This is a genomic window from Vibrio sp. Makdt (assembly GCF_027587015.1).
GTDB lineage: Bacteria > Pseudomonadota > Gammaproteobacteria > Enterobacterales > Vibrionaceae > Vibrio > Vibrio chagasii_B.
The window spans coordinates 164,667-179,641 of sequence record NZ_JAPPTH010000006.1 but is presented as its reverse complement, the minus strand read 5'-3'; the positions used below and the strand labels follow the sequence as shown (position 1 = coordinate 179,641).

16 protein-coding genes are annotated in these 14,975 nt (G+C 45.6%); 8 read left to right on the top strand and 8 right to left on the bottom strand.

The features are described from left to right. Positions 1-97 precede the first annotated feature (97 nt). Complete coding sequence (locus tag OH460_RS10000; protein ID WP_008222517.1) at positions 98-541, bottom strand: GatB/YqeY domain-containing protein; 444 nt, start codon at positions 539-541, stop codon at positions 98-100. A 25-nt stretch (positions 542-566) separates the two neighbouring features. Next, positions 567-782, bottom strand: a complete 216-nt coding sequence (gene rpsU, locus OH460_RS09995; protein ID WP_004396009.1) for a 30S ribosomal protein S21 — start codon at positions 780-782, stop codon at positions 567-569. 255 nt (positions 783-1,037) lie between these two features. Here rpsU and tsaD point away from each other — a divergent pair, with 255 nt between their 5' ends. Both tsaD and OH460_RS09985 read left to right on the top strand, forming a co-directional pair. Beyond that, positions 1,038-2,054 (top strand): tRNA (adenosine(37)-N6)-threonylcarbamoyltransferase complex transferase subunit TsaD, encoded by a 1,017-nt coding sequence (tsaD, locus tag OH460_RS09990; protein WP_004740786.1) that lies wholly within the window; start codon positions 1,038-1,040, stop codon positions 2,052-2,054. Between the two features lie 106 nt (positions 2,055-2,160). Beyond that, positions 2,161-2,976 carry an alpha/beta fold hydrolase gene (locus tag OH460_RS09985; protein ID WP_269996971.1) on the top strand — a complete coding sequence of 272 codons (816 nt, stop codon included), beginning with the start codon at positions 2,161-2,163 and terminating at the stop codon, positions 2,974-2,976. Between the two features lie 44 nt (positions 2,977-3,020). Here the strand turns inward: OH460_RS09985 and plsY are convergent, their stop codons facing one another. Next, positions 3,021-3,617 carry a glycerol-3-phosphate 1-O-acyltransferase PlsY gene (gene plsY / locus OH460_RS09980; RefSeq protein WP_061033566.1) on the bottom strand — a complete coding sequence of 199 codons (597 nt, stop codon included), beginning with the start codon at positions 3,615-3,617 and terminating at the stop codon, positions 3,021-3,023. A 138-nt stretch (positions 3,618-3,755) separates the two neighbouring features. Here plsY and folB point away from each other — a divergent pair, with 138 nt between their 5' ends. Genes folB through OH460_RS09965 form a run of 3 tightly spaced genes read left to right on the top strand, consistent with a single transcriptional unit; the run spans position 3,756 to position 5,413 of the window. Continuing rightward, positions 3,756-4,115, top strand: coding sequence for a dihydroneopterin aldolase (gene folB / locus OH460_RS09975; protein ID WP_269996970.1), 360 nt, complete (start codon positions 3,756-3,758; stop codon positions 4,113-4,115). Next, positions 4,112-4,594, top strand: coding sequence for a 2-amino-4-hydroxy-6-hydroxymethyldihydropteridine diphosphokinase (folK, locus tag OH460_RS09970; RefSeq protein ID WP_004740782.1), 483 nt, complete (start codon positions 4,112-4,114; stop codon positions 4,592-4,594). Before folB ends, folK begins: the two co-directional genes overlap by 4 nt. 15 nt (positions 4,595-4,609) lie before the next feature. Next, the gene (locus OH460_RS09965; protein WP_269996969.1) at positions 4,610-5,413 is read left to right on the top strand and encodes an undecaprenyl-diphosphate phosphatase; all 804 of its coding nucleotides are present in this window, start codon (positions 4,610-4,612) and stop codon (positions 5,411-5,413) included. An 87-nt stretch (positions 5,414-5,500) separates the two neighbouring features. On the opposite strand, the gene OH460_RS09960 is transcribed toward OH460_RS09965, so the two are convergent. Next, positions 5,501-6,817 carry a multifunctional CCA addition/repair protein gene (locus OH460_RS09960; RefSeq protein WP_269996968.1) on the bottom strand — a complete coding sequence of 439 codons (1,317 nt, stop codon included), beginning with the start codon at positions 6,815-6,817 and terminating at the stop codon, positions 5,501-5,503. Between the two features lie 36 nt (positions 6,818-6,853). Between OH460_RS09960 and OH460_RS09955 the strand changes: the two genes are divergently transcribed. Both OH460_RS09955 and OH460_RS09950 read left to right on the top strand, forming a co-directional pair. Further along, positions 6,854-8,524, top strand: a complete 1,671-nt coding sequence (locus tag OH460_RS09955; RefSeq protein ID WP_269996967.1) for an ExeA family protein — start codon at positions 6,854-6,856, stop codon at positions 8,522-8,524. Continuing rightward, positions 8,524-9,444, top strand: a complete 921-nt coding sequence (locus OH460_RS09950; protein ID WP_269996966.1) for a general secretion pathway protein GspB — start codon at positions 8,524-8,526, stop codon at positions 9,442-9,444. Before OH460_RS09955 ends, OH460_RS09950 begins: the two co-directional genes overlap by 1 nt. Positions 9,445-9,567: 123 nt before the next feature. On the opposite strand, the gene OH460_RS09945 is transcribed toward OH460_RS09950, so the two are convergent. The 3 genes from OH460_RS09945 to OH460_RS09935 all read right to left on the bottom strand — a co-directional run bounded on the left by OH460_RS09945 (position 9,568) and on the right by OH460_RS09935 (position 12,456). After that, the gene (locus OH460_RS09945; protein WP_008222545.1) at positions 9,568-10,179 is read right to left on the bottom strand and encodes a TIGR04211 family SH3 domain-containing protein; all 612 of its coding nucleotides are present in this window, start codon (positions 10,177-10,179) and stop codon (positions 9,568-9,570) included. A gap of 205 nt (positions 10,180-10,384) precedes the next feature. Further along, on the bottom strand, positions 10,385-11,647 hold the full coding sequence (locus OH460_RS09940) for an inorganic phosphate transporter (protein ID WP_061033573.1): 1,263 nt from the start codon (positions 11,645-11,647) through the stop codon (positions 10,385-10,387). Positions 11,648-11,775: 128 nt separating this feature from the next. After that, complete coding sequence (locus OH460_RS09935; protein WP_008222549.1) at positions 11,776-12,456, bottom strand: TIGR00153 family protein; 681 nt, start codon at positions 12,454-12,456, stop codon at positions 11,776-11,778. A 207-nt stretch (positions 12,457-12,663) separates the two neighbouring features. Here OH460_RS09935 and OH460_RS09930 point away from each other — a divergent pair, with 207 nt between their 5' ends. After that, entirely contained in the window at positions 12,664-14,181 is a 1,518-nt protein-coding gene (locus OH460_RS09930) for a CYTH and CHAD domain-containing protein (RefSeq protein ID WP_061033574.1), read from the top strand. Positions 14,182-14,220: 39 nt separating this feature from the next. Here the strand turns inward: OH460_RS09930 and OH460_RS09925 are convergent, their stop codons facing one another. After that, positions 14,221-14,970 carry a potassium channel family protein gene (locus tag OH460_RS09925; RefSeq protein WP_032498675.1) on the bottom strand — a complete coding sequence of 250 codons (750 nt, stop codon included), beginning with the start codon at positions 14,968-14,970 and terminating at the stop codon, positions 14,221-14,223. Between the last annotated feature and the right edge of the window lie 5 nt (positions 14,971-14,975).

Sequence of the window (14,975 nt, the reverse complement as noted above, 5' to 3'; positions counted from 1 at the left end):
ACTGAGAGTGTGGATAATAATAGTTTGAATAGGTTACAGATACAAACAAGCCGTGCGTTCCGAAGGATTGCACGGCTTGTTGCAATTTGATTTGGGATTAAGCGAGTTTAGAGCGAACTAAACCACTAACTTTACCCATATCTGCACGCCCTTGAATTTGTGGTTTCAAGATAGCCATTACTTTACCCATGTCTTGCATGCCCGCAGGTTGAGCTTCTGCAATTGCGCTATCAAGTAGTGCGATTACTTCTTCTTCAGTAAGCGGTTGAGGCATAAAGCCTTCAAGTACAGCAATTTCTGCTTGTTCCACGTCAGCAAGATCTTGACGACCAGCTGATTCATATTGAGCAACAGAATCGCGACGTTGTTTAACCATTTTTACTAGCACAGCAAGAATGTCGTCATCGCTCAGAGTAATCTGTTCGTCGACTTCACGTTGCTTTACAGCAGCAAGAGCTAAACGGATAGTGCCAAGGCGCGGTTTGTCCTTGGCTTTCATCGCTAATTTTTGCTCTTCTTTGAGTTGTTCAATAAGAGCCATAACTCAGTCCTTATGGATTAAGTTATTAGTACAGGCGAACGCGACGTGCGTTTTCGCGAGCTAGCTTCTTAGCGTGACGCTTTTGAGCTGCTGCTTTAGCGCGTTTGCGAACTGTAGTTGGCTTTTCGTAGTGCTCGCGACGGCGAACTTCAGAAAGGATACCTGCTTTTTCACAAGAGCGCTTGAAACGACGTAGTGCAACGTCGAACGGTTCGTTTTCACGTACTTTAACTATTGGCATATGCCTTTCACCTCAGGGGTTATTCATTATCGCTGGCTACTGATGACCAAATCAGAAAAATTATCCGTAGACAACTTTCGATTAAGTGTGGTCTCTAACCAGCTTGATCAAAAATGGTGCGGAATTTTAATCCGATCAGAGTGGCTTTGTAAAGCACTTTGTCGATTATAGTCTGTACAATATTTGTTTGAAGAGCTTAGGCAGGGTAATATTGCGCTAATTTCCCATTTTAGACGAAAGCGTGCCGAGAAAATTATGCGCATTATTGGTATTGAAACCTCTTGTGATGAAACAGGAATCGCAATTTATGATGATGAGCAGGGCCTGCTTTCTCATCAATTATACAGCCAAGTAAAACTGCACGCCGATTACGGTGGTGTGGTACCTGAGCTCGCATCACGTGATCACGTGAAGAAAACTATTCCGCTAATTAAAGCGGCTCTAAAAGAGGCAAACCTGACCTCTAAAGACATCGACGGTGTCGCTTACACTGCTGGCCCTGGCCTTGTTGGTGCGCTGCTTGTTGGTGCAACCATTGGTCGCAGTATTGCTTACGCTTGGGGTGTACCAGCTGTGCCTGTTCACCATATGGAAGGTCACCTTCTTGCGCCTATGTTAGAAGATAACCCACCTCCGTTCCCATTTGTTGCTCTGCTGGTTTCGGGTGGTCACACCATGATGGTCGAAGTGAAAGGCATTGGTGAATACAAGATCCTTGGTGAATCGATTGATGATGCGGCAGGTGAAGCCTTCGATAAAACGGCTAAGTTAATGGGCTTAGATTACCCTGGTGGCCCATTACTATCTCGACTAGCAGAGAAAGGCACGCCGGGCCGTTTTAAGTTCCCACGTCCAATGACGGATCGTCCGGGCTTGGATATGAGCTTCTCTGGCCTAAAAACCTTTGCAGCGAACACGATTCGTGACAATGACGATAGTGAGCAAACTCGTGCCGATATCGCATATGCATTCCAAGAGGCGGTTTGTGGCACCTTGGTAATCAAGTGTAAGCGTGCCTTGGAACAGACGGGCATGAAACGTATAGTGATTGCTGGTGGTGTAAGTGCAAACAAACAACTGCGTGTTGAGCTTGAAGCACTTGCTAAGAAAATTGGTGGCGAGGTTTACTACCCGCGTACTGAGTTCTGTACTGATAACGGTGCGATGATCGCTTATGCCGGTATGCAGCGCCTGAAAAATGGTGAGACTGCTGATCTTTCAGTTCAAGCCACACCGCGTTGGCCGATCGACCAATTAGAGCCAATTGCGTAATACATCAAAATGTTTCGATAAACGGTCGCCTTGTGCGGCCGTTTTTATATCTTAGCTTACCGACTATATGTCGATAAATAATTGCTGATAGAGATTAGGGAAGAAGATGAATAAGTTCACTGTAGATAATCAATCGATGGCGTACCTAGACGAAGGCGAAGGTCCGGTTGTTGTACTAGGACACAGCTACCTTTGGGATAGTGCGATGTGGAAGCCACAGGTTGAAGCGTTAAAATCTCAGTACCGTTGTATTGTGCCTGAGCTTTGGTCTCATGGTGAGTCTCAAGCGGCACCGAATACAATGGGCAACCTAAAAGACTACGCTCAACATGTTCTGGCACTGCTTGACCATTTAAACATTGAAGAGTTTTCTGTGGTGGGCTTATCGGTTGGTGGTATGTGGGGTACTGAGCTTGCAGAGCTGGCACCAGCACGTATCAAATCTTTGGTACTGATGGACACTTTTGTCGGTCTAGAGCCAGAAGTTGCACACGCGAAATACTTCAGCATGCTAGACACCATCTCTCAAACTAAGATGGTTCCTCAACCGATTGTAGAAGCGGTTGTGCCGTTGTTCTTTGCTAATGACGCACAAACTAACACGCCAGCTTTGGTAGAAGGTTTTACTCAGCAGTTGTCGGCACTACAGGGCGAGCAAGCAGAGCAAGTAGCTCGAATTGGTCGTATGGTGTTTGGACGTCGTGACATGATTGAAACGATAGAGAACTTTGCTCTACCTGTGTTGGTAGCTGTCGGCCAAGAAGATAAACCACGCCCGGTACTTGAATCTTACCTGATGCATGATTGCATTTCTGGTAGTGAATTAGTGGTAATTCCTGGCGCAGGACATATTAGCTCGCTAGAGCAGCCAGAATTTGTAAACACTATGCTGAAAGAGTTTTTAGGCAAGCACCTGCAGTAGTTTACCTATCGTTAGAAAGTGGTCGGTTTAATCTTGAAATAAGGTTAAGCCGATTTTTTTTGCCCGAGCTTTGGTTCACTACCGTCCAGTAGGCGGCGGATGTTTTGATGGTGACGCAGCACGATCAAGCAACACAGCATAGCCACGGGCAGGGTGTATTGCGGTTTGACTAACCAAGCGTAGAAAGGGGCAAGTAGCACTGTCACCAATGCTGCCAAAGAGGAGTAACGAAATAAAAGCGCGACCACGAGCCAAGTTGCCATGATCATACCGGTTAGGTCGAATCCAATTGGGGCGATGGCACCCAGTGCCGTTGCGACGCCTTTACCACCCTTAAAGTGGAAGAAGATCGGATACATATGACCAAGACAAGCTGCAATCGCAACGATACCTAAAATAATTGAGTCGATACCGAGAAAGTAACCAAGCCAGACTGGAATGGTGCCTTTTAACATATCACAGAGTAATACTGCTGCTGCGGCACCTTTGCCACCGACACGTAACACATTGGTTGCGCCTGGGTTGTTTGAGCCCACCGTTCTAGGATCTGGCAGCCTCAAGACTCGGCATATCAAGACCGCACTAGAGATTGAACCTAGCAAATAGGCAGCAATGATCATGATAAGTGCCAATGGAGTCATGTCTGTCCTTTAACGGTTATACGCCTAAAGATGGGAAAATAATGCTCAATCCAAGAGTAATTGATATCATATCTCGAATTACGCAAATAATACGTTTTTTTCCCAAATTTGGGTATCCGACCTCTAAAAGGACAAGTCATGGCACTGGATAAAGTTTTCATTGAGCAGCTAGAAGTAATTACAACGATCGGTGTTTACGATTGGGAACAAGAGATTAAACAGAAACTGGTGCTTGATATTGAAATGGCTCATGACAACCGTCCAGCAGGTAAGAGTGATGATGTGGTTGATGCTTTGGATTATTCGAAAGTGAGCACTGCAGTACTTGAGCACATTGCGAATGGCCGTTTTCTACTCGTAGAACGCGTTGCTGAAGAAGTCGCAGAGCTCATTATGACTCAGTACTCTGTTCCTTGGGTAAAAATCCACCTAGCGAAGCCTGGTGCAGTTCCTCAAGCAAAAGCGGTAGGTGTGATCATCGAACGAGGTCAAGCATGACCATCGCCTATGTTGGTGTTGGCACGAACATAGACCGCGACAAGCATGCAAGGGTGGCATGGACAGAGCTGCAATCGTTAGGGACTAACCTTAAATGCTCTAAAATCTATCACTGTGAGCCTGTCGGTTTTAATAGCCATCCATTTTATAACTTTGTGATAGAGCTCGACACGCCACTTTCATTGACTGAATTTTCACAAGAACTTCGTAAAATTGAGTACAAATGGGGGCGTGCGCAAGATGCACACAAACTTCAGGATCGAAATTTGGATCTTGATATTGTGCTGTTTGGCGATGAGATATCTGAGTCTGCTCCAGAGTTACCGCGCAGTGATATCTATAAATATCCTTTTGTAACACAACCACTTTATGATCTTTGTCCTGCGAGAGTGATCCCGCAAGACGGGAGAACCGTCAGTGAAATATGGCAGAAGATGCAGCAACTAGACTCGCTCTCTGTCGTAGATATAAAACTATAATTATAAAGGTAAGTAATGAGTTATTTTGAAGCGTTTATATTGGCGTTGGTGCAAGGCTTTACTGAGTTTTTACCTATTTCCAGTTCGGCACACTTGATTCTTCCATCAGCGGTTTTAGGCTGGGAAGATCAGGGTTTGGCTTTTGATGTCGCGGTCCATGTCGGTACTCTGGCCGCGGTCGTGATCTACTTCCGTAAAGAAGTGATTTCGTTGTTGAGCGCATTCTTCGGCTCAGTGTTTAAGGGCGACCGTAGTAAAGAAGCGAAATTGGCATGGATGATCATCCTTGCGACGATTCCGGCATGTGTCTTTGGTCTGTTGATGAAGGATATTGTTGAACTTTACCTGCGTAGTGCATGGGTGATTGCGACAACGACAATCGTCTTTGGTCTGTTGTTGTGGTGGGTAGATAAGAACTCAAGCCTACGTGATGATGAGTACCAAGCGGGGTGGAAAAAAGCGCTGTTTATTGGTCTTGCTCAGGCAATGGCAATCATTCCTGGTACTTCTCGCTCAGGCGCCACGATTACGGCAGCACTTTACCTTGGCTTTACTCGTGAAGCGGCAGCTCGATTCTCTTTCCTAATGTCTATCCCAATCATCACTTTAGCTGGTGGTTACTTAGGTCTCAAGCTTGTGACCAGTGGCGATCCAATCCATGTGGGCACACTGCTAACAGGTATTGCGGTGTCTTTCATTAGTGCTTACATCTGTATTCACTTCTTCTTGAAGCTGATTTCACGTATGGGCATGACACCGTTTGTTATCTACCGCCTAATTCTAGGTTGTGGTCTGTTTGCTTTCTTAATGATGCAGTAACAGGCGCTGATAACAGTCTCGTCGTAGAATTGAAAAAGCCCGCTTAACTGCGGGCTTTTTAATGCGTGCTTACTAACAGATTGAAGATTAACTATCAGTGAGTTCTGATAACGCGCTTTCAATAGCCACCGCTCTGCGCTTCTCTTGCTCTTCTCGAATATCTTTACCTTTAAAGCCATCAGCAATGATCACTTTTACTTCAACTTGAAGCGCCGCTTGATAGGCCGTTTCAAAACGAGCTCTTTGAGGATAAGGCTGATCTTCTAAGCCTTTACGGCCTGCGTGGTCAGCTTGGCAGCAAAGTAAGATGTCGTTAAGGCGGTCTGGTTTACGCCAAACATCGAACTTGTTGAGAATCTTAAGGAAAGTTGTCGGCTTGAGCTCGCCTGCACGATGAATGTTTGAGTGTTGCTCACACACTAATAATGCGAGGTCTCTGAATTCATTGGGCACTCTCACTCGCTCACACAGTTTCTTGATGATCTTAACACCTGTGTGGCAGTGCATTTTATGGCTTGGCCATTCAGCTTGTGGTGTCACGCCTTTACCTAAGTCATGCACTTGAGCGGCAAAGCGTACGGGCAGCGATGGGCTTAATAGCGCTGCTTGCTGAGCCACCATCATAGTATGGATACCCGTGTCGATCTCAGGGTGCCATTTCTCCGGTTGAGGGACACCAAACAGAGCGTCAATCTCTGGCAAAGCAACCGCTAGTGCTCCGCACTCTCTCAATACGGAAAGAAAGACTTCTGGGTGTGGTGTGCTGAGTGATTTGTGCCACTCTTGCCATACTCGTTCTGCAGTAAGATGGGCGAGTTCACCAGATTCAACGATCTCACTCATCATCAACATAGTTTCAGGGGCGACGCTAAAACCGAGATGGTGAAGTTTGGCAGCGAAGCGCGCCACTCGCAGCACTCGAAGTGGATCTTCGACAAAGGCATTGGATACGTGTCGAAGAATACGATCGGAGAGATCTTGCTGGCCGTGGTAAGGATCGTGAAGGTTGCCTGCATCATCTTGAGCGATGGCGTTGATCGTTAGATCTCGACGCATGAGATCTTCTTCCAGGCTAACATCTGGCGCGAAGTAACATTCGAAGCCTGTGTAACCAGAGCCTGATTTTCTCTCAGTGCGAGCCAGTGCGTGTTCTTCTTTGGTTTTTGGGTGCAAGAATACTGGGAAGTCTTTACCCACTGCAGTGAAGCCAAGGCTTTCCATCTCTTGAGGGGTACTGCCGACCACCACCCAATCTTTATCATAACTATCAATATTGAGTAGTTTATCGCGCACCGCTCCACCGACTAGATAGCGCTGTAGCCCATTCTCTTTTGGTAGGCTATCGTATATTTGCAACTTATCACCTCGAAATGTTTTATCACTGCTGGACTTTACGGCAAGCAATGGTACTTTCCATTAATCGTAATTATAGGGCAGCACATGTATAAGGAATATTTTGGCTTCGTTGAGATGCCATTTTCGATTGTACCAAATTCTCGCTACTTGTTTTTGAGTCAGCGCCACCAAGAGGCGATGCAGAACCTACAAGCCGGTTTAGGTGAGGGTGGGGGCTTTGCAATGCTCACTGGTGAGGTGGGAACCGGTAAAACAACGGTCGCTAAAGCGATGTTGTCCTCTCTTGATAGCCACACTCAAGCTGGCCTTATACTCAACCCTACGTTTTCCAACACTGATTTGCTTGAAGCTATCTGTGATGAGTTCGAGATCGACTATCCACAGCAGGCATCACTCAAACAACTGAGTCAGGCGATTCACTATTTCTTACTGGATAGCCATGCGGAAGGTATTCAAACCTTATTGGTGATAGATGAAGCTCAACACTTAGCTGCCGATGTGTTGGAACAGCTACGCCTCTTGACGAATTTGGAAACCGACAGTCGCAAGTTATTAAAAGTATTACTGGTTGGCCAACCTGAATTACAACAGCATTTGCAGACCACCCAACTGCGTCAATTAGCTCAGCGTATTACAGGGCGTTACCATTTGTTGCCTCTCAATACTCAAGAGACCGGCAAGTACATCGCGTTTCGTCTAGAGACAGCGGGTGGCGAGCAGATGCTGTTTTCGAATCGTTCCGTTAAGCTGATCGCCCAATATACACATGGTATTCCACGGTTGATTAACTTGGTGTGTGATAAGGCGCTTCAGCTAGCTTTTCATGATGGAGAGCAAACACCGAGCAATGACACGGTCAACAGATCGTGCCAGCAGATCATGGCGTTTCAAGCTGAGGTTTACCATGTCGAAAAACCTCGTGCAGCGAGCACGCTACCAAAGTTAGTTCAATATGCGAGTGCTGCTACCTTGAGTGTCGCACTTGCGATGGCGACCTTTCACTTTGCGCCAGCCTACATTGACTCAAGGCTAACAACCCAACCTTCGAATGAAGCCCAAACATTAAGCTCAGTAAGGATGCAGCGGTCGTTAGTCGCAGATACGCCTAAGCTGGTTGTTGAGTCTGAGATAGACAAGTTCGCACTGCCAACACATATTCAGCAACACTTGATGCAAGGGACTAACCGTTCGCTGGCGATCAAGGACTTATATACGCTTTGGGGCTACCAATCCTCTCTGCGTGACGGTTTATGCTTAAGTGAGCCACAAAGCGTGTTCGTATGTGAACAACAACAAGCAAGTCTAGATGACCTTCTAGAGTTAGGCGTCCCTGTGGTATTGAACTTAAAGGTAGAGCAAGAGCCTGTGTTTGCTGTGCTTTATGGCGCATCACAAGACGCTGTCGAGTTACTGGTGAACGAAAAATTGTTAGTCATGCCGAAGCAATCTTTAGAGAAGGTCTGGCATGGTGATTATGTCGCGATTTGGAAACAGCCATTGCGAGAAACGTTAAAAGAGGGATATCAGGGTGAAGCTGTCGCTTTGCTTGATTTGTTGCTTTCTGAGGTTCTTGGAGAGGTTGTGTCCGGTAGTGATGTATTTGATTACGAATTAAAAATGAAAGTCGAAGCGTTTCAAACATGGCAGGGGATGTCAGTCGATGGCATCGCAGGCCAACGAACCTTAGCGAGGCTACAAAGATTAGCTCAGCTAGATTCTCCGAAGTTAATGTCATTAAGCGGAGGAGCGAGCTAATGTCACGCATTATGCATGAGTTGAATCAGCCCTCAGACAAATCTAGCTTTAAGGGCTACCAAAACCATCAAGTGCCGAGTTCTGCAAAGGGTATCAGCAACAAACGCGGTTCGTCGTTGGCTATGGGGTTGCTTGTTTTACTTGTGCCTTCTCTGTTGGTAGGTGGTGCCTTGGTGTATCAATCTTACCATCAACAGCAAACGGCTAACCAAGCTGCTATTAGTTCGAATTCAGAATCAGAAACCCAGTCTGTTCAAGCCAAGGATATCGAAACGGCTGATTTGAATGTCGAAGAAGAAGTCGAAGATGAGCCTCTGTTTGTGGTGCGTCCAGCGCCGACAAGCAAGACGTTAAAATCGTTACCTCGCCAAGAGGTTTATGCTCAAGTTAACTCTGATAGCACTCAACTGTCTGCTGGGGTAATTGTGCCGGTAACCAAAGCAGAGAGCACTGCGCGAACAGTGGATGATTCAGAGCTATCATTAGCTGAGCCTGAAGTTGGACCTGGTGTGAACGACGAAAGCAATTATCAGCAATCAGATAGCGACCTGCTACAAGGCTTGGATTTGACCGAGTTACCGCCTGATTTGGCATTGAAGCTAGAAGCGGTTATGGATGAGCAGCTAAGTGCACCTGAGCCGATGGACTCGCGACCAGCAAGCCAGATGGAACCTCAAGTGATTGAGCTCGAAAATCACGTTAACAGTTTGTCTGGCGTATTACCTAAGCTCGACTTACAAACCCATATGTACTCAAGTAGTGAGAACAAGCGTTGGGTCAAAGTGAATGGGCAAGAGGTGTCACAGGGCGATTGGATCGGTAATGATGTTCAACTGCTAGAGATCAGGCCGCAATCTGTGGTTGTTGAGTTTAATCAGCAGAAGATTGAGATTCCTGCTTTGTACGAGTGGAAGGGCTAACCTAAAGCTGCTACAAGCGCTTTGATAACATGTTGAGATAAATAAAAAGGAGCACTTAGGTGCTCCTTTTAGTATCCGATATTGAATTTACTTTGTGTAACGCAATACAGTCAAACGATCAGCTTACGCCCAGCCGTTTGGTGACTTCTTACGACGAGGAATGATGTGTGGTAGAACAAGGCCAAGAAGTAGACCAATACCAGCAACGCCACCACCGTACATGAAGTACTTCAATAGTAGGTCATCTTTCTGCGTGTCTAGCTTAGCGCGTAGTTCACGGTTTTCTGTTTGAGAGCTTGTTAGCTGTTGGCTAATCTCGCTGTAGTTCTGCTCTAGTTCAGCAATCTGCTTATTACGAGAATCTAGAGAGCTTGCTAGGCCTGCTTTTTCACTGTCAGCCGTTTGACGTGCGTTAGCCAGCTTAGTTTTCACTTCTGTCAGTTCTTTCTCAAGCTTAGGCATACGCAGAGCCATACTCTCTTTAGTACTTACAAACTTGCTTTCAACCCAACCTTTACGGCCACGGTTGTCTTGGATTTGTGTGTAACCCGTGCTCTTGTTTGCTTGCAGGTAGGTAATCTTCTCACCAGCGTCAACACTGCCGATAATACGGAAGGTGTTGTTTGGGCCAGAATGCATATAAGTAAATAGTTTGTCAGCAATATAACGGTCTTGTGCAAAGGCAGCTGGAGCCGCAAGCATTGCGAACAAAACTAAGCTAATCAGTTTTTTCACAGTAAATCCCTTAACGATTCTAATTGGGTAGGCGGATGAGTCAGCCTCAATTAGCAAATAATATTTAGTTTCTTTATGCGGTGCAACAAAGAAGGGAGGCAAAGCCTCCCTTTCTGTGCGTTTGAGTCAATAATGACATGGCATTTACATATCGTTACTGAAGCTCACATAATTCTGACGCTAGCATCGACTAACGCAGTGGCAATTACATGCTAAACATAGCCTGAATACCGTAGAAGAACACAACAGCAAGTAGAGCACCTGCTGGCAGTGTCACAATCCACGAAGCCACGATATTACGTACAACGCCTAAGTTCAGTGCTGCGATACCACGAGCAAAACCAACACCCAACACCGCACCAACCAGTGTTTGTGTAGTTGAGATTGGAAGACCAGTACCTGACGCTAGAACAACCGTACATGCTGTAGCAAGTTGTGCTGCAAAGCCACGGCTCGGTGTTAGTTCTGTAATACCAGTACCTACGGTTGCCATTACTTTATGACCAAGAGTCGCAAGACCAACCACGATACCAAAACCACCTAGAGGAAGAATCCACCATGCGATAGTGCTCTTACCTGTGATTTCGCCCATGTGCTCAACCGTTGATACAACAGCAGACAGTGGACCAATCGCGTTTGCAACGTCGTTTGAACCGTGTGCGAATGCCATAGCACAAGCTGTGATAACCATTAGTACAGAGAAGATACCTTCAACACCAGCAAAGCCGTGGTCTTCTTCGCGGTTAGCGAATTTCTTCTGGATGTATAGGTAACCACCAATCATTACAATTGCTGATACTGCTGCAGCCCAAACCCATGCTTCAGTGTTGCTTAGGTGAAGACCAACGTGCTTAAGACCTTTCTTGATTGTTACCAGTGCAATTACCATCGTTGTGATGAACATGTATACCGGTACAAAGCGCTTCGCGTTGAATAGCGGGTTCTCTGTATCAAAAATCAGTCGCTGAGCACTTACGAATATCACGTAGGCGAAGAAACCAGAGATGACAGGAGTAATAATCCAACTGCCCACAATGCCTTGAACGCTGTTCCAGTCTACCGCTTCAGTACCTACAGACACGCAAGCGAAACCGATGATAGCACCGATGATTGAGTGAGTAGTAGAAACAGGCCAGCCCATGTACGAAGCTAGAAGGAGCCATGTACCTGCAGCAAGAAGTGCAGACATCATACCGAATACAAGAACGTCTGGTTGATGTGCGAATAGAGATGTTTCGATAACACCTTTACGGATCGTATCGGTAACTTCGCCACCGGCAAGATATGCACCAGCGAATTCAAAGATCATTGCGATAATGATCGCTTGTTTTACGGTTAGAGCTTTAGAGCCTACTGAGGTGCCCATTGCGTTCGCAACGTCATTTGCACCAATACCAATAGCCATCAAGAAACCGAAAGCTGCTGCAACAATAATCAGGACAGTGCCGTAGTTAGCAAGGATATCCATCGTAATACCTAGTTGTTTGATAACAAGCGGAACAAATTTAGACGCAAAAAACCGCTCAGCGAGAGAAATACTCAACGCATAAGTGGTTTGTTCAAAAAATGCTCTTCGTTATATGGTTAACGTATGATTTAAGATCGAGAAAGCATTACTTCAAGACGAGCGCCTACACGCTGTGCTTGATCTGCAATACCACCAACCCATTCAAGAATTTTGTATAAGAACATGATATCAACTGGATTCAGATCGCCTTCAATCGCCATTAGCTGTTGGCGTAGTTCGATCTGCATCGCGTCCGTGTCATCTTCAATTACATCTAATTGATGAATCATTTCAGCAACGAGTGTTACTTCACGGCCCTTAAAGCCAGTCTCAAGTAATTCGTCTAGTTCATTGATTACGTTTTGTGCTTGGTTCGCTGCATCTAGACAACGTTTAACGTAAGCGATGAAGTTTTCTTGTAGAGGAGCAGGAATGACAAGTTGACGACCATATACACGGCCAGCAATGTCTTTCGCTAGGTTTGCTAGTTTGTCTTGCTGAGTTAATAGCTCCAACATGTCGGTGCGATCAACAGGCATAAACAAACCACGAGGAAGTTTAAGGCGAATTTCACGTTTTAGTACGTCAGCTTCTTTCTCAAGGTGAGAAATCTGAGCTCGAATTTCAGCTGCTTTTTCCCAGTCACCCTTTGAAGAAACTTCAAAGAAATTAACTAGGTGAGAACAACATTCGTTCACGCATACTACGTGACGCTGCAAAGGTTTAATTGGGGACTTTGCAAATAACCCCATAATTGTATTTACTGGCATGGTCATCCAACCTAATAAATAATAACCTTAAAACAACATACACCATATTCATGGTGAAATGTTAAGCGATGGCTACAAAGTCGCGCATGTTAACCTAATCAATCTCTCATTAAAACTGTTTTAGATCATCATAAGGGCGATATTTCTGACTTGCCGACTTTGAAAATTGGCAATATCCTGTCCCTATCTTCACAGAAAGGTATAACTATGGAAACCGAGATAGAACTGAAGTTTTTTGTTTCTCCTGATTTTTCAGAGACTTTACGCAATAAAATTGCTGAAACTAAAGTACTTCAGCACAGTTGTCGTGAGCTAGGTAACATCTACTTTGACACCCCTGACAACTGGCTACGCAAGCACGATACCGGCTTGCGCATTCGACGCTTTGATGACGTATTTGTACAAACGGTAAAGACAGCGGGTCGCGTTGTTGCTGGCCTGCATCAAAGGCCGGAATACAATGCAGAACACGATAGCAATGAGCCAAAACTTGCCTTACATCCAGAAGATATTTGGCCTGAAGGTAAGGACATTGAAACATTGCAAGCTGAGCTTACTCCTCTGTTCTCGACTAACTTCACGCGAGAACAGTGGCTGATTGGCATGCCTGACGGTAGCCAAGTCGAGGTTGCCTTTGACCAAGGTTTCGTTGAATCCGGCGATCTGCAAGAACCGATTTGCGAAGTTGAGCTTGAACTTAAATCCGGCCAAACGGATGCTCTGTTTACACTGTCTCGCCAATTCTGCGAACAAGGTGGTATGCGCTTAGGTAACTTAAGCAAAGCAGCTAAGGGTTACCGACTTGCTCAAGGTTATCAAGGCGATGAAGTAACTCCTTTGACCTTAGTTGATACTGACAAAAGTGATACCGTTGAATCGTGTTTCATTCAATCTTTAGAGCATGCTCTCGCTCATTGGCATTACCACGAGCAAATTTTCACCGAGCGCCAATCGATTGAAGCTCTGCACGAGATCAGCCATTCACTGAGCTTTATCCGCCAGACTTTCACTATCTACGGTGGCATTGTACCGAGACGCGCTAGCGCTATTTTACGCCAAGAGCTGAAATGGCTAGAACAAGAGTTGGATTGGCTAAAAAGCTATGACCACTTTGAGGATTTGCTAGAAGATAAAGGCCACGTTCTGCGTAAGCTTGATGCTCGTAAGTTCCTAGTGGCTGAGCTAAAAGAGATGCAAGAGCAATTGCCAGATCGTGAAGAGTTACTGACTCTCTTGAGTTCAGCCCGCTACACCGGCCTTCTGCTTGATTTAAGCCGCTGGATACTTACTCGAGGTTGGCAGCCATTCTTGGACGATAAAGCGCGTGAGCAAATGGAGCGCGGAATTGAGTGGTTCTCTGTGAAGCAGCTTGATCGCACTTGGGCGGAGCTGATGGAAGCCTTTCCACCAGAGCGCGTGATGACAAGCCAAGCTTACATCGACCAGCAGTATCGTTTGATGCGTAACCTGTATTCTGGTGTTGGCTTTGCGAGCTTATATGATGACGATGAGCGTAATAGCTTCCGTTTGCCTTGGGCGGACATGGTACAAGGTATCGACGATTTGTTGATGCTACGAACCTTACAGCCACTCACTGAGAAGTTAGAAGGTGATGAGAAAGATCAGCTAGAGCGTTGGCTTGCTCGTCAAGAAGTTTCCATTTTGCATGCGATGGAGCAGACTCGCCAAATCAGTGTTGAAGTTGAGCCATATTGGCAAGACTAGTCTCTACACTAACATCCATTTTTAAATAGGGCTTTGGCCCTATTTTTTTGTCTGTCGTTCAAGCGACTCGAGCCGCTCTAGTATCTGTTGCTGCTGCTCTAGAATCTTATCCAGTTTACGCTCTTTGTTTTCCAATTGTTGATTCTGGAGGTCGGTAGGCTCAGTAATCAGCGAGGTAATTAGACCTGAGATCATACCAAATACACCAACCCCACAGATGATCACAATCGATGCGATTAACTGACCAGCGGTGGTTACTGGATAATGGTCGCCATAGCCAACGGTACTGATGGTCACGAAAGCCCACCACAACGCATCATGACCAGTCGTGATATTGGCATTAGGATCTTTGTGTTCCAATAGCAGGATCGTGCCAGCACCGATGGTCAGTAAGATCACCAAAAGCAGAATGATGGAAGCGAAAGTGGTCTCTTTTCTGTTACGAAACAGCTCTCTGAAAATACGTTTACTTGAACGTAGAACCAAGATGACTCGCAGAATTTGAAAAATACGAGCGAAACGGAGTGGCTCGATCATTGGGATACTTGCCAAGAAATCGATCCAGTGTACTTTGAGGTATTCTTTCTTGTTTTGTGATCTGAATAGATCAATCGTGAGCTGAAAAAGAAAAACACTACAGATTATAAAATCGAGGCCGATAAGGACTTGTTTCGATTCTTTATCAATCGGCGCAAACAACAAGCCTGAGATCACAAATAACGCTAAGAAAGAGAGAATCAGTGATAATAAGCTCATCGGCTTAGGTGTGTCTTTGATACTATTTAACATTCATA

Bases quoted from the DNA above. Each gene is read 5' to 3' on its own strand.
- OH460_RS10000 (WP_008222517.1), bottom strand. From the start codon at position 541: ATGGCTCTTATTGAACAACTCAAAGAAGAGCAAAAATTAGCGATGAAA.
- rpsU (WP_004396009.1), bottom strand. From the start codon at position 782: ATGCCAATAGTTAAAGTACGTGAAAACGAACCGTTCGACGTTGCACTA.
- tsaD (WP_004740786.1), top strand. From the start codon at position 1,038: ATGCGCATTATTGGTATTGAAACCTCTTGTGATGAAACAGGAATCGCA.
- OH460_RS09985 (WP_269996971.1), top strand. From the start codon at position 2,161: ATGAATAAGTTCACTGTAGATAATCAATCGATGGCGTACCTAGACGAA.
- plsY (WP_061033566.1), bottom strand. From the start codon at position 3,617: ATGACTCCATTGGCACTTATCATGATCATTGCTGCCTATTTGCTAGGT.
- folB (WP_269996970.1), top strand. From the start codon at position 3,756: ATGGCACTGGATAAAGTTTTCATTGAGCAGCTAGAAGTAATTACAACG.
- folK (WP_004740782.1), top strand. From the start codon at position 4,112: ATGACCATCGCCTATGTTGGTGTTGGCACGAACATAGACCGCGACAAG.
- OH460_RS09965 (WP_269996969.1), top strand. From the start codon at position 4,610: ATGAGTTATTTTGAAGCGTTTATATTGGCGTTGGTGCAAGGCTTTACT.
- OH460_RS09955 (WP_269996967.1), top strand. From the start codon at position 6,854: ATGTATAAGGAATATTTTGGCTTCGTTGAGATGCCATTTTCGATTGTA.
- OH460_RS09950 (WP_269996966.1), top strand. From the start codon at position 8,524: ATGTCACGCATTATGCATGAGTTGAATCAGCCCTCAGACAAATCTAGC.
- OH460_RS09940 (WP_061033573.1), bottom strand. From the start codon at position 11,647: ATGGATATCCTTGCTAACTACGGCACTGTCCTGATTATTGTTGCAGCA.
- OH460_RS09935 (WP_008222549.1), bottom strand. From the start codon at position 12,456: ATGCCAGTAAATACAATTATGGGGTTATTTGCAAAGTCCCCAATTAAA.
- OH460_RS09930 (WP_061033574.1), top strand. From the start codon at position 12,664: ATGGAAACCGAGATAGAACTGAAGTTTTTTGTTTCTCCTGATTTTTCA.
- OH460_RS09925 (WP_032498675.1), bottom strand. From the start codon at position 14,970: ATGTTAAATAGTATCAAAGACACACCTAAGCCGATGAGCTTATTATCA.